The organism is Ruegeria sp. YS9 (assembly GCF_024628725.1).
In the GTDB taxonomy this organism is placed as follows: Bacteria; Pseudomonadota; Alphaproteobacteria; order Rhodobacterales; family Rhodobacteraceae; genus Ruegeria; species Ruegeria atlantica_C.
In genome coordinates this window covers 2,407,123-2,419,978 of sequence record NZ_CP102409.1, presented here as the reverse complement: position 1 = coordinate 2,419,978, position 12,856 = coordinate 2,407,123, and the positions used below count along the sequence as shown (strand labels likewise).

The following is a 12,856-nucleotide window of genomic DNA, read 5'->3' as shown; positions in this document are numbered from 1 at the left end:
CGCCGCTGGCTGGGGGTCAAGGGATTGGCAGGCGGCGTCGGCTGCTGATCAGAGATTGCACCGCAACTTGTGCTGCGCGGTGCCCCCTTAAACCCCGGGGGCACTGTCCGGAAAAAGGCTGACGGCCTGCGGTTCTGAATATACCGGGTCAGCCCCGGAGTATTCAGAACGCGCGTTATTCGTTTTCCGCCAGGAACCGTTCGGCATCCAGTGCCGCCATGCAGCCCATACCGGCGCTTGTGACCGCCTGACGATAGACGTGATCGGTCAGATCGCCCGCCGCGAACACGCCCGGAACCGAGGTTTCCGTGCTGCCCGGTTTGGTGACGACATAGCCACCCATATGCGTTTCAAGCGTGTCTTTGACCAGCTCGTTCGCGGGCGCGTGGCCGATGGCAACAAACACGCCTTTGCAGGGGATTTCTGTGATCTCTCCGGTTTTGACATGTTTGACGCGAACGCCCTCGACGCCCAGTGGCGCATCGGTGCCGATCACTTCTTCCAGCTGGTGGAACCACAGGGGTTCGATTTTGTCGTTCTTCATCAGCCGGTCTTGCAGGATCTTTTCCGCGCGCAGTTCATCGCGGCGATGGATCAGAGTCACCTTGCTGGCGAAGTTGGTCAGGAACAGGGCCTCTTCCACGGCCGTGTTGCCGCCGCCGATCACCACGATTTCCTGTCCGCGATAGAAGAACCCGTCGCAGGTGGCGCAGGCTGAAACGCCAAAGCCCTTGAATTTCTCTTCCGACGGCAGGCCCAGCCACTTGGCGCGCGCGCCGGTCGCCAGAATGACGGCGTCCGCCGTGTATGTGGTGCCGCTGTCGCCCTTGGCGGTGAAGGGGCGCTGGCTGAGATCCAGATCGTTGATGATGTCACCGATCACTTCACAACCCATGGCCTTGGCGTGATCCTGCATCCGTACCATCAGGTCGGGGCCCTGTACCTCGGTGTCGCCGGGCCAGTTCTCGACCTCGGTCGTTGTCGTCAATTGGCCGCCGGGCTCGATGCCCTGTACCAGAATGGGTTCCAGCATGGCGCGGCTTGCGTAAACGCCCGCGGTGTATCCTGCTGGCCCCGATCCGATGATCAGAACCTTGGTGTGTCGTGTGTCGGCCATGGTACCCCCGCTCGAATTGCCTGAATTGGGCTTTTGGCCCGTCGCCCCGATATAGCGACCGACAGACCCGGCTTAAAGCCCCTTACTGTTCAAGGCCATTCAAGCCGCCCAGTGCAGGGTGCGGGCGAAATGAGAGATTTGAAAACAAAGAAAATTGCGCATGTGCGAAACATTATTGCGTGCGCGTGGGGGGCTGATATAAGAACCGCAAAAATCAGGAGCATTTGATGGTCACGACTCGGTTGGATGATATCGACCGCAAGATTCTGGCGGAATTGCAGGCAGACGGTCGGATGACCAATGTGGAACTTGCCAAACGGGTCGGAATCTCGGCGCCGCCCTGTCTGCGCCGGGTGCGCACACTGGAGGAATCCGGCTATATCACCGGTTACCACGCCGAGGTGAACTCCCGCGAGCTGGGATTCGAAGTGCAGGTGTTCGCCATGGTCGGGCTCGACAGTCAGGCCGAGACCGAACTGCGCGCGTTCGAAGAGCGCTGCCGCGAATGGCCACTGGTTCGGGAATGTCACATGCTGAACGGCGAGGTGGACTTCATCCTGAAATGCGTCGCACCTGATCTCAGCAGTTTTCAGCAGTTCCTGACCGGTGAACTGCTGACCACGCCAAACGTGGCCAGCGTCAAGACATCGCTTGTTATCCGCGGCGCAAAAGACGAACCAGGCGTGCCGTTCGACGTTCTGGAAGAACGAATGAACCGGACGGCGTAACCCCCAGACGTTTTGCAGGTGCGGTGTTTGGTGGCAGCATGGCAGCCACCGCCAAGGATAGAATCCAACTTAGTACCAGCTGCATGATGCCCCCCATAATGCAGTAATCGCTATCGCACTCAGGCTGTCATCGCGTCGATTTCCCCGTCTCCGGCGCGCGGCATCAGCAGCGGACCAAAATCGTTGAGCGATTCGATATGCGCGAACAGGTTCAGATAAACCGACCGCAACGAGTGGCTGATCATCCGGACCGCGTTCACACCTGGGTGATACGTTTCGAACTGTAAACCATCTACCCGAATAACGGAATGCCGTTTTAGGCAAATGTGAAACAGTTCAACTGGCGTCGGCGGCATTGTTTCAATCACGCCCGTTCCATCCTGGAATTCGGACACAGGGGTCAGAATCGGGCCATTCCCATGCAGATGCCGCAAATGCGTCGGCGTGCCCACGATCCGCGCCGCAGGCCCGGCGATTACACCCGACATCGGCTTTTGCATCCCGAATGTATCCGCCGTTATGCGCGTAAGCGGCCGCGTGCGGCCCCGCGAATCCGGACGTCCGGGGATCAGAGTGACAGATCCCTTCCACAGCACGGTTTCGGACGCGCCATCCTGGGTCAGGACCGTATCCCCCGGCATCAGGTCTTCGATGGCCATCGGCCCATGTTCCGTTTCAACCAGCGATCCGCGCGTGAAGGCACAAAATGCGTCTTCGAACATCGGCAGGGCAGGCGCGATGTGTCTGGTCTGAACCACGTTTCCGTTTTTCAACAGGCTGCTGACTTCATACCGGCGCAGCTGGGCCTTTGGTTTCGCAACCGGCCGCGGTGCTTCCCGCAGCATGGCTGTCGTTTCGATCGCATTTCTGGCCGCACGGGCCAGTGAACTAGGAATAGTCATAAATATTCCTTCCCCTCAAATTGTCCGGTCAGGCGCGGCGTATCCCCGTACAGACCAACCTGGCGAACTGGTTCTTTGTCTTGAAACAAATGGATGACACATGGGCGGCGGCCGGTCGGACCCCGCATTGCGACAAAATCTCGCTTTCCAATGGTCAACACACTGACCCCCCAGACAAACTCGTACTTCACGGGCGAAAATTGCCCGCACACACACACAACTCCTGAATTCGCCTCGACCCCCTTAGATCGTGACGCACCACACATCGGGCAGGAGCATGCCCGAAGCGCGTTCACCCCATCGAGACCGGCAGCTTGGCCTCAGGGTGCTTCTGCCTCAGCGTCGTGCCGCGATGCGACTGGCGACCCTGACAGAATGGCTTGATACCCGCTTCCACGGCATTTCCAGCTTCTGGCTCCGCGTGGCGGCAACCATGGCTTTGAGAAAGCGAGACTTGGTTTTCATGTTCTGGTCCTGCTCTGAACGGGTTTGTTTCCCGCATCCGTTATGAACCTTTTGTGACGCATGTTTGCGGCATGGATAAGGCTTATCCGGGATGTTTTTCAGACAAGAAATTTATGGTCGGTCCATCCTTTCACTCAACACGCCAGCGTCCGAAACAGGGACGTCAGAAGACCATCTGATAGCTGGCAAAACTCGTTACGATTCTGAGTCCGATAAACACAACAAATGTGGCGGAAAAGTGGCGACGTGCCTAAATCTGGGCCAAAATCACAATCTTATGACCGAGATCAGTCGCCCGTAATCGGCCTCGTTTGCGTGTGTTGTGCGGCGGTAGGAATAGAACCGGTCCGGGTCGGAATATGTGCAGTGCCGGGTCCATTCCGCCTGCCCGACACCGGCCTGCCGCAATCGGTGCAAACCAAAGGCGGGCAGGTCGAATTGCAACCGGTCATCCTGACCGTTTGCAAAGAACCGGCTGTTCTCCGGAGAATCGGCGATAAATGCGTCCAGAAACTCGGGGCCTACCTCATACGCGCGTTGGGAAATGCTGGGGCCGATGACGGCGTTGATATTCCGGCGCGTCGCGCCAAGTACTTCCATGGCGTCCAGAGTCGCCTCCAGCACGCCGTCAAGCGCGCCGCGCCAGCCCGCATGGGCGGCTCCGATCACATTGGCCGCGGGATCGGCAAACAGAACCGGTTGGCAATCTGCCGTCAGAATCGTCAGCGCCAGACCGGGTGTCGCCGTGACGACCGCGTCCGCGCGCGGTTTTTCACCTTCCAGGGGCTGTTCAACCGTCAGAACTGTTGGGGAATGAACTTGATGCACGCCGATCATCGCCTCGGGCGCAACACCCATCGCGTCGGCAACCCGCCGGCGGTTCAGCGCGACAATTTCGGTTTGATCTGACGATCCATAACCGCAATTCAACCCGTCGAAGATACCGGAAGAAGCCCCGCCGCGACGGGTGAAGAACCCGTGACGAAATGGGGAAAGCAAGTCCGAAGTCAGTATTTCCAGTGTCATGGCTCCAATCCCGGCGGTGGCGCAGCATAGGCCGGATACAGGCCCATCACCTTGAACAGATTTCCCATTTCGTCCGGGTGCGTCAACCGGCGATGCGCTGCAATCAGGGCGTCCAGCTCGGAACCGCTCAGCGTCCGGGACAAAGCCTGTGCCCGGGCGGTTATGCCGAGCCGTTCCAGAAACACGCCCTGCGGAGTCAGGCGTGTATGCCTGGCTCCACAGGCGCGGGTCGCAACGGCCAGAGGCTCAAAATCCACATGTGCCGTCAGGTCGGCCTGGCCGGGTGACGCCAGCGGATCGGCGGGCTCGTGGTTTTGCAGGGCTTGCAGCGTATCGCCCAAGGAATGCCAGTCGCCATAATCGATGATCAGCGCGGCGCCTCCGTGGCTGGCGATCCGACCGGCAATCACGGTCAGAATGGGGATCGCTGCCGCGCACAGCTCGACCAGATCACCATCCTTGGTGTCCGAAAGCCTGTCAGCCAGCGCCACTTGCGGCCCGTTGGGCCCCCGCCCAAACAGCAATTCGCCGTCGCGTTCGCCGACCAGGCGTTCGCTCCAGCCGTCACCGTCGCGCAGGAACTGCCGGACAGGCAGCGCGTCGAAGAACTCGTTCGCCACCAGCAGCAGGGGCTGGTCCGGCAACTCTGCGACGCTGTCGGCCCAGTTCGGTGTGTAACCCTTCAGGGTGTCCGCCTGCACCTGCTTCAGGGCAGGCGAGGCCTCAACCAGCACAATCCGGGCAGCATCGTGAAATCCCTGCACGGTTCGGGTGGCACGCAATATATCACTCATCAGAGTGCCGCGCCCGGGCCCCAATTCGCACAGGGTGAATGGCGCGGGACGGCCCTGATCCATCCAGCATTGCGCAAGGCACAGCCCGATCAGTTCTCCAAACATCTGGCTGATTTCCGGTGCCGTGGTGAAATCCCCGGCAGCCCCCAGCGGATCACGCGTCGTGTAATAGCCCAGCGTGGGATGCAGAAGACATTCGGCCATGTAATCGGCCACGCTCATCGGTCCATCCTGTCGGATGCGGGCGATCAGGTGATCGGTCAGGCTCATTTTGCCCGCCCTGCGCACAGGACAAACCACAGGCCAAGCGCGATCATGGGCAGCGACAGGATCTGCCCCATGGTCAGACCATATCCGCCCACATGCCATGCAAGCCCCAGCGGATTGCCGGGCGACACGAACTGCGCATCGGGCTGGCGGAAGAATTCAACAATAAAGCGCGATGCGCCGTATCCCGCCAGAAACGTGCCCATGACAAAGCCCGGTTTGTGAAACGCGCCGCGTCGATAGACCAGCCACAGCAACAGCGCGCCCAGCAAAACACCTTCCAGCGCCGCTTCGTACAACTGCGAGGGATGTCGGGCGCACATTCCCGCAACCACGCCGGGGCAGTCCTGTGCGGCAAAACCGGGAAAGATGACGGCCCATGGCAGCTCGCTCGGGCGGCCCCACAGCTCGGCATTGACGAAATTGGCCAGCCGTCCCAGCAGCAGGCCGGGTGGCACGGTGTAAGCAACCAGATCGCCCAGTGACAGGGCCGGGATCCGATGGCGCCGGGCAAACAGGTACGAGGCCAGGATCACGCCCAGCAGCCCCCCATGAAACGCCATGCCGCCTTGCCAGACCTTCAAGATCTCAAACGGGTGCGACAGGTAATAGCCGGGTTGGTAAAACAGCACGAAACCCAGCCGCCCGCCCAGGATCACGCCCAGAATGATCCAGGTGACCAGATCTTCCAGTTGGTCCGGTTTCATCGGCGGACCGCCGGCTGGCCACAGGGCAGGGAGGCGCAACGCCACGACCGCCAGCCGCCACGCAATCAGGATGCCCGCGATATAGGCCAGCGCATACCACCTCAACGCGAACTCCATCCCGAACAGCGAGATCGAGAACAGTTCGGGCGACAGATCGGGGAAATTCAGAACAGCCTGCATGTGCGTCTCATTGCCCGGGGTTTGCGGGGCAAGTCAACCTTGAGCCTGCGGCAATCTTTCCCCATATAGAGTTCAACCGCGATACCGGAGTAAAGATATGCAAACCCGCAACAAGATCCTGGACGACGTGTCCCAACTGATGACAAACGCCATGGGTGTCGCGCAGGGCGCGCGGGAAGAGGCCGAAAACGCGATGAAGTCGATGATCGACCGCTGGCTTGCCGACCGCGATTTCGTCACCCGCGAAGAATTCGATGCCGTCCGCGCCATGGCCCAGAAAGCGCGCGAAGAAAACGCCGCACTCGAAGCCCGCATTGCCGCGCTTGAGGCAAAACAGGACAAGTGACGCCCCGGGCGTTCCCTGTTTTCACAATTTTGGACAAACTCTTACGCCGCGCAATCCAGCCGGGATTGTGCGGTGCCGTGCATTCTGACGCATCGCGGGATTAAATCAAGACAAAGCTGACCCGACATCCAATATTTTGATCCCCGTTGCCTTCTGTCCACAACTTATTGCTGTTATCCCCAACAAATAGGGTTGCCAGAACCAACGCCACATCGCACCATATTTAGTACAGGCCTATGGGGGAAGCCCGGTTTGTAGAGCAGGCAACTAGCGCTGGGGCGCTGCCAGCCCCGAAATGCTAGAGATTAGTGAGGTGGCATTATGGCCCTTTCCGAGCAGTATCTCGAAGAAGACATTCATCCGATCGACATTGTTGAACATCTGGCCGAACATCACGACTGGGATTTTGACCGCATTGGGGACGATCAGATCGCCATGGCCGTCGAAGGCCAGTGGCGGACGTATTCGATCACACTCGCCTGGTCCAACTATGACGAAACGCTGCGGATGGTGTGCTCGTTCGAAATGGAACCGCCGGCCGAGCGGGAAATGCAGCTCTATGAGCTGCTCAACAAGATGAATGATCAGTGCTGGGCAGGTGCCTTTACCTATTGGGCGAACCAGAAGCTGATGGTGTACCGGTATGGGCTGGTCCTTGCAGGCGGGCAGACAGCCAGCGCCGAACAGATCGACACGATGATCACCGCCGCCGTCATGAGCGCAGAGCGGTACTATCCGGCCATCCAACTGGTCACCTGGGGCAATCGAGGACCAGAAGAAGCCATGCAAGTGGCCATTGCAGAGGCCTACGGCCGGGCGTAAAGCTTTGCCCCGAACCGATATGTAACGCGGGAGGGGCAAATGGACATGACGCGTGTGGCCGAACAGGGGCTTGTGCTTCTGGGGTGCGGAAAGATGGGGTCCGCAATGCTGGCGGGATGGCTGGAACACGGCCTCCCGCCAGCGTCCGTTTGGGTGATCGATCCGCACCCATCCGACTGGTTGAAAGCGCAGGGCGTCAACATCAACACACCCTTGCCCGAAGCCCCCGCCGTGGTGTTGGTCGCGGTCAAGCCGCAGATGATGGGCGAGGCCTTGCCCGCCATTCAGGCGCTGGGCGGTGGCAGCACGCTGTTTGTTTCGGTCGCGGCGGGCACCTCGATTGCCACCTTCGAATCTGTTCTGGGCAGCGATACGCCGATCATTCGTGCCATGCCCAACACCCCCGCCGCCATCCGTCAGGGCATCACCGCGCTGATCGGGAATTCAAACGCATCCTCTGATGATCTGACGCTTGCGGAAAACCTGCTCTCGGCCATTGGCGAAACGGTTCTGTTGACGGATGAGGCGCAGATGGATGCGGTCACCGGCCTCAGCGGATCCGGTCCTGCCTATGTGTTCCATCTGATTGAAACGCTTGCCAAAGCAGGCGAGGCGCAGGGTCTACCGCATGACCTTGCGATGAAACTGGCCAAATCGACGGTGGCCGGAGCCGGCGCACTGGCGATGGCCGCTGATGAGGATCCGTCACAACTGCGGATCAACGTAACCTCGCCGAACGGCACGACCCAGGCCGCGCTTGAGGTGCTGATGCATGAAGAACGCGGCTTCCCTGACTTGCTGCACCGTGCCGTCAAGGCCGCAACCGACCGATCCAAGGAGCTGTCACGTGAGTGAGATTTCTTTCGACGACTTTCTCAAGGTCGATATCCGCGTGGGTGAGGTGATCCGCGCCGAACCTTATCCCGAAGCCCGCAAACCCGCGATCAAGATGTGGATTGATTTCGGTGATGAGATCGGTGAACGCAAAACGTCGGCCCAGATCACCGCGCATTATGATCCATCGACTCTGGTGGGCAAACAGGTCATGGCCGTGGTCAATTTCCCCCCTCGCCAGATCGGCAGGTTCATGTCCGAGGTTCTGGTGCTGGGTCTGCCCGATGAAAACGGCGAGATTGTTCTGATCGGCCCCGACGGCCGAGTTCCGACAGGCGGGCGGATGCACTGATGAAATTGCTGATCACGCGCCCGATGACGCCGGCAGTCGAGGCCCGCGCCCGCGCCGCGTTCGACGTAGAGATTCGCAAAGTTACGGCGCCCATGTCGCGACAGGAAATGCTGTCGGCTCTGACGGATTTCGACGTGGTCGTGCCCACGCTGGGCGATCAGTTTTCGGCTCGGATATTTACGGATGCAGGCGCGCCTCGGTGCAAGCTCCTGGCCAATTTCGGTGTCGGCTACAACCACATCGATGTCGAGGCCGCGCGCGCAGCAGGCGTCGAAGTGACCAACACGCCCGGCGCAGTCACCGACGCCACGGCGGATATCGCCATGACCCTGCTGTTGAGCACGGCCCGGCGTGCGGGCGAAGGCGAACGGCTGGTCCGCGCAGGCCAATGGCAGGGTTGGCATCCCACGCAGATGCTGGGCCATCATGTCACGGGCAAACGCGTCGGTATCGTCGGGATGGGCCGTATCGGGCAGGCCATCGCGCGCCGGTGCCATTTCGGTTTCGAAATGCAGGTGGCCTATCAATCCCGAAGCGCCAAGCAACTGGACTTTCCGGCCGAGTTCACACCTGACCTTGAAACACTCGCCGCGTCGGTCGATTTCCTTGTGCTCGCCGTTCCCGGCGGTGCAGAAACCCGACACCTGATCGATGCGCAGGTTCTTCAGGCGATGAAACCTTCGGCCATTCTGGTCAATATCGCGCGGGGCGAGGTCGTGGACGAAGCGGCCCTGATCGCGGCGCTGCAATCGGGTCAGATTGCCGGGGCCGGGCTGGATGTCTACGAGTTCGAACCCGAAGTACCCCAGGCCCTTTGTGAAATGGAAAACGTCACCCTGCTGCCCCATCTGGGCACGGCCACCGAAGAGGTGCGCAGCAGCATGGGACACATGGCCCTGGATAACGTGGCGGCCTTTGTGGCGGGCGAGGCGTTGCCCAACCCGGTCTAGTCGCCCACCGCCTCGCGCCAGTGTTTGCGGCAAAGCGAAACATAGGTCTCGTTGCCACCGATCTGCACTTGGGCACCTTCGGTGATGGCGTTGCCGTTTTCGTCCTGACGTATCACCATCGTGGCCTTGCGCCCGCATTTGCAAATGGTGCGGACTTCACGCATCTCATCGGCCAGCGCCAGCAGCGCCGCTGATCCCGGAAACAGCTTGCCCTGAAAATCCACCCGCAGCCCGTAGGCCAGCACCGGTACGTCCAGATCGTCGACGGCGCGCGCCAATTGCCAGACCTGCGCTTCGGACAGGAACTGGGCCTCGTCGATGAACACGCAGGTTACGGGACCTTCGTTCAGACGATTTCGGATCATCGCAAAGACGTCGTCGCCGGGCGTGAAGGTATCAGCCTCCTCCGAGATGCCGATGCGCGATGCGATCCGTCCGGCACCCGCCCTTCCGTCAATGGCTGCGGTCATCAGGTAGGTCTGCATCCCGCGCTCGCGATAGTTGTGCGAGGCTTGCAGCAACACGGTCGATTTCCCCGCGTTCATGGTTGAATAGTTGAAGTACAGCTTTGCCATGACGCGGGTCTAAAACGCTTGGGGAAAAGGAACAAGATATCAATCGTTTTGATGGAGCGACGTCGCCGTTGCGTTCGCAGAGGCCGAGCTACGCTCTAGGGGATGGAACCCCCACATCTGCAACAGCGACGCCGTCGGCCAACATGTGGCCAAAACGCAGCAAGGTTTAACAATATCACCCTGCAAACACTCATTACCGGCTTGAACTGCCGCCACTCACTCACAAAATCCCCCGCATATCTGAGGGATAGCCAATGTATGACATTTCAATTATGACTTGGTTATGGGAAATTTACCCACGCTTTCCCCTGTTTGGACAACGGGTAGGCGTTTGCAGGTAACAAAGGTAAAACAATGGCAGATATCGGGGCCTATCTGAAAAAACACACAGAAGCGCTGGTCAAGGACGTCGGAATCGAGGCCGCGTGCGAGATTACCGGGAAATCCAAGGCCACTTTGGGCCGGTATTACTCCGACAATGCCGAACACGCAGACAGGTTCATGCCCGTGGATGCGGTGGCCCGCCTTGAAAACGCGGCGACTTACCCGCATGTGACGTCGGCCCTGGCGGATTTGAAAAACATCACGTTGTCCTACAGCGACCGCAATACTGAAACACCGCGCACCGGTGGTGTGAATTCGGATGTCATCGCACTCAGCCAAAGATTCGCAATGCTGATGACCGAATATCAGGCCGCAATCGAAGACGGAATCATCACGGTCAACGAAGCCAAACGGCTGCTGAAAGAAACCAGCTTGCTGCAACAGGTTCTGATCGAGATGAAGCTGCATCTGGAAGAAGAAAGCGTCAGCTAGCCGGGATCCGGGAGCCGTTGCGCCCATGACTGGCCACATTCCGCCTGTGCAGCCCAACCGTTTTCATGCGCGAGAAGGCAGAAACGCTGACTGTGGTTTTTGCCTCAATTCAGTCACGTCTGTCCTTTAAGGTCCGTCGCGGGCAAGAGCGTCAAGGGCAGAGGACCATGCAGAATTCGCAGGGAACATACAGTCTTTTCGCAGACCGTGTGGTTCTGCGATTTTTTGTATGCGCCTATGCGGCCCTTCTGGTTCTTATGGCCCTGAGTGGTCATCAGGAAGGCTCTGATGACGTAATGCGCTGGGTGGTCGTGCAGGATCTGTTGCAGGGGCAGGGCTGGTTCGACAGCCATCAGTATCGGCTGGGCCCCGAGGGCGGTACGTTGATGCATTGGTCCCGACTGATCGACGCACCGATTGCCTTGCTCTACGGAACATTCGGGTTGGTTTTGCCGCCCGATATGGCCCTTCAGGTGACGGCATTCGTCTGGCCCTCACTTTTGGCGGGTCTGACCTTGTGGGCCTTTGCCGTGACGGGAAACGTTTTGGGCGCGCGGGAAGGCGCTGTTTCGGCGCTGGTTGTGGGTGTGTTGGCGCTCGAACACTCGCGGAAGTTCGACTATTTTTCGTTTGATCACCACAATGCTCAGATTCTTCTGTTCGCCACGGCCCTGATGTTGTTCGCATTGCGCAGGGACAAACCATATGCCGGATGGTTGTTGGGTGCCTGCCTGGCGCTTTCGGTATCGATAGGCACCGAATCGATATTGCAGATCGCACTCGTCGCAATTTTCTTTGCCGTTGATTGGATCATCAATGGCGACCCGGCCCGTCGCCGGACCATGGCGTTTGGCGTCGGGTTGGTCCTGACGCTTGTGCTGACCAGCCTCGCAACAACCGGACACCAGGCCTTTCTGTTTCCAAGCTGTGACGCCCTGACACTCAGTGTGGCGTTGCCGGCGAGCGTCGCCGCGGTGGGTCTTTGCATTGCGGCCTGGATCGGGTCTGGCTGGTCGCTTTGGGGCCGCATCGGCGCATGTGTTGCGGTCGGAGTGGTGACATTGGCCTGCGCTTACGGTTTCGCCCCGCATTGTCTCAGCAACCCGATCGAAGCCCTGCCGCAGGACATGCGCGACTACTGGCTGAGCCAGGTGGCGGAAGCCCAGAAGATCAACGTCATTCTGCAACTGCACCGGGGCGAAGCGCTGGCCCTGATCGCAATGTCGATCCTGTGCATGGCAGCCGCCCTGATCTTTGCAGTCAGATCCCCGTTCAAACTGGAATACGCCCTGTTTCTGGCCCTGATCGTGACCGGCCTGGTGGTGTTCCTCTATCAGTCCAGAATGATGACATTCCTGGGTGTTTCGCTGGTGGCCGTCCAGGCGCAGATCCTGCGTGTCCTTTACACCCGCTATGCGAGCAGTCGCCGCGCGTTGTCAGGGCTTGCGATGGTTGCGTTCATCCTCTGCATCTCGCCGAAAACCGGGGCCAGTATCGATGAGCAACTGGGGCGTTTTGCCGGGCCGTCCCTTGCCGCATCCGCGATGCCGGCCCGACAGTCACGGCAAAACTCGGGCGCATCCTGCAAAACGCCCCAAGCCTATGCGGCCCTGCGTGATCTTCCAGCCGGAAGAGTTCTTGTTGATTTCGACTTTGCCGCAAACGTTCTGCGCCATACCGACCATTCCGTTCTGGCGGGCAATTACCATCGGAATCAGGCTGGAATTCTGGCGCAGATCGAACTGTTCCGCTCGGACGCTTCTCAGATCGGATCACGTCTGACCGAGCTGGATGTGGATTACGTCATGCTCTGCACGTCCGCGCCGCGTGCCGAATTCTGGTCCTGGGCCTCACAGGGTCGTGGTTTGCAATCGCACTTGGTTGCAGGTGAAATCCCTGGCTACCTCACGCGGGTACAAACTACGGAAGATGCGGCGTTCCAGGTCTTCAAAGTGACGGCGGCACGCTAGGCCGG

At 59.6% G+C, this 12,856-nt stretch carries 15 protein-coding genes; 8 read left to right on the top strand and 7 right to left on the bottom strand.

Annotation, left to right across the window (positions count from 1 at the left end):
- Positions 1-175: 175 nt before the first annotated feature.
- On the bottom strand, positions 176-1,117 hold the full coding sequence (gene trxB, locus NOR97_RS12280; protein ID WP_170346067.1) for a thioredoxin-disulfide reductase: 942 nt from the start codon (positions 1,115-1,117) through the stop codon (positions 176-178).
- Between the two features lie 227 nt (positions 1,118-1,344).
- On the opposite strand from trxB, the gene NOR97_RS12275 reads away from it, so the two are divergent.
- Entirely contained in the window at positions 1,345-1,845 is a 501-nt protein-coding gene (locus NOR97_RS12275) for an Lrp/AsnC family transcriptional regulator (RefSeq protein WP_152458979.1), read from the top strand.
- Positions 1,846-1,964: 119 nt separating this feature from the next.
- Here NOR97_RS12275 and NOR97_RS12270 read toward each other — a convergent pair whose 3' ends face one another.
- The 5 genes from NOR97_RS12270 to lgt form a co-directional block, all read right to left on the bottom strand.
- Entirely contained in the window at positions 1,965-2,747 is a 783-nt protein-coding gene (locus tag NOR97_RS12270) for a Hint domain-containing protein (protein ID WP_170346068.1), read from the bottom strand.
- A gap of 336 nt (positions 2,748-3,083) precedes the next feature.
- Positions 3,084-3,212: a hypothetical protein gene (locus tag NOR97_RS12265; protein ID WP_256367481.1), complete on the bottom strand. Its 129-nt coding sequence runs from the start codon at positions 3,210-3,212 to the stop codon at positions 3,084-3,086.
- A 267-nt stretch (positions 3,213-3,479) separates the two neighbouring features.
- Entirely contained in the window at positions 3,480-4,238 is a 759-nt protein-coding gene (gene pgeF / locus NOR97_RS12260; RefSeq protein WP_257599276.1) for a peptidoglycan editing factor PgeF, read from the bottom strand.
- Complete coding sequence (locus tag NOR97_RS12255) at positions 4,235-5,302, bottom strand: class I SAM-dependent methyltransferase (RefSeq protein ID WP_257599275.1); 1,068 nt, start codon at positions 5,300-5,302, stop codon at positions 4,235-4,237. The genes pgeF and NOR97_RS12255 overlap by 4 nt, the downstream gene beginning before the upstream one ends.
- A complete protein-coding gene (gene lgt / locus NOR97_RS12250) occupies positions 5,299-6,186 on the bottom strand; it encodes a prolipoprotein diacylglyceryl transferase (protein WP_257599274.1) in 888 nt (295 codons plus the stop codon). The genes NOR97_RS12255 and lgt overlap by 4 nt, the downstream gene beginning before the upstream one ends.
- A gap of 97 nt (positions 6,187-6,283) precedes the next feature.
- Between lgt and NOR97_RS12245 the strand changes: the two genes are divergently transcribed.
- From NOR97_RS12245 to NOR97_RS12225, 5 genes are all read left to right on the top strand, one after another.
- Positions 6,284-6,532: an accessory factor UbiK family protein gene (locus tag NOR97_RS12245; protein ID WP_117867904.1), complete on the top strand. Its 249-nt coding sequence runs from the start codon at positions 6,284-6,286 to the stop codon at positions 6,530-6,532.
- A gap of 321 nt (positions 6,533-6,853) precedes the next feature.
- Positions 6,854-7,354, top strand: coding sequence for a YbjN domain-containing protein (locus tag NOR97_RS12240; protein ID WP_117867906.1), 501 nt, complete (start codon positions 6,854-6,856; stop codon positions 7,352-7,354).
- Between the two features lie 39 nt (positions 7,355-7,393).
- Positions 7,394-8,209, top strand: coding sequence for a pyrroline-5-carboxylate reductase (proC, locus tag NOR97_RS12235; RefSeq protein WP_257599273.1), 816 nt, complete (start codon positions 7,394-7,396; stop codon positions 8,207-8,209).
- Positions 8,202-8,540 (top strand): tRNA-binding protein, encoded by a 339-nt coding sequence (locus NOR97_RS12230; protein ID WP_117867910.1) that lies wholly within the window; start codon positions 8,202-8,204, stop codon positions 8,538-8,540. Before proC ends, NOR97_RS12230 begins: the two co-directional genes overlap by 8 nt.
- A complete protein-coding gene (locus NOR97_RS12225; RefSeq protein WP_257599272.1) occupies positions 8,540-9,490 on the top strand; it encodes a D-glycerate dehydrogenase in 951 nt (316 codons plus the stop codon). The genes NOR97_RS12230 and NOR97_RS12225 overlap by 1 nt, the downstream gene beginning before the upstream one ends.
- Here NOR97_RS12225 and NOR97_RS12220 read toward each other — a convergent pair.
- Positions 9,487-10,065 carry a thymidine kinase gene (locus NOR97_RS12220; RefSeq protein ID WP_171206250.1) on the bottom strand — a complete coding sequence of 193 codons (579 nt, stop codon included), beginning with the start codon at positions 10,063-10,065 and terminating at the stop codon, positions 9,487-9,489. The two genes, NOR97_RS12225 and NOR97_RS12220, sit on opposite strands and share 4 nt — an antisense overlap.
- Before the next feature lie 354 nt (positions 10,066-10,419).
- Between NOR97_RS12220 and NOR97_RS12215 the strand changes: the two genes are divergently transcribed.
- Together NOR97_RS12215 and NOR97_RS12210 are read left to right on the top strand one after the other, a co-directional pair.
- Positions 10,420-10,881 (top strand): hypothetical protein, encoded by a 462-nt coding sequence (locus tag NOR97_RS12215; protein WP_257599271.1) that lies wholly within the window; start codon positions 10,420-10,422, stop codon positions 10,879-10,881.
- 167 nt (positions 10,882-11,048) lie between these two features.
- On the top strand, positions 11,049-12,851 hold the full coding sequence (locus tag NOR97_RS12210) for a hypothetical protein (protein WP_257599270.1): 1,803 nt from the start codon (positions 11,049-11,051) through the stop codon (positions 12,849-12,851).
- The last annotated feature ends 5 nt before the right edge of the window (positions 12,852-12,856 follow it).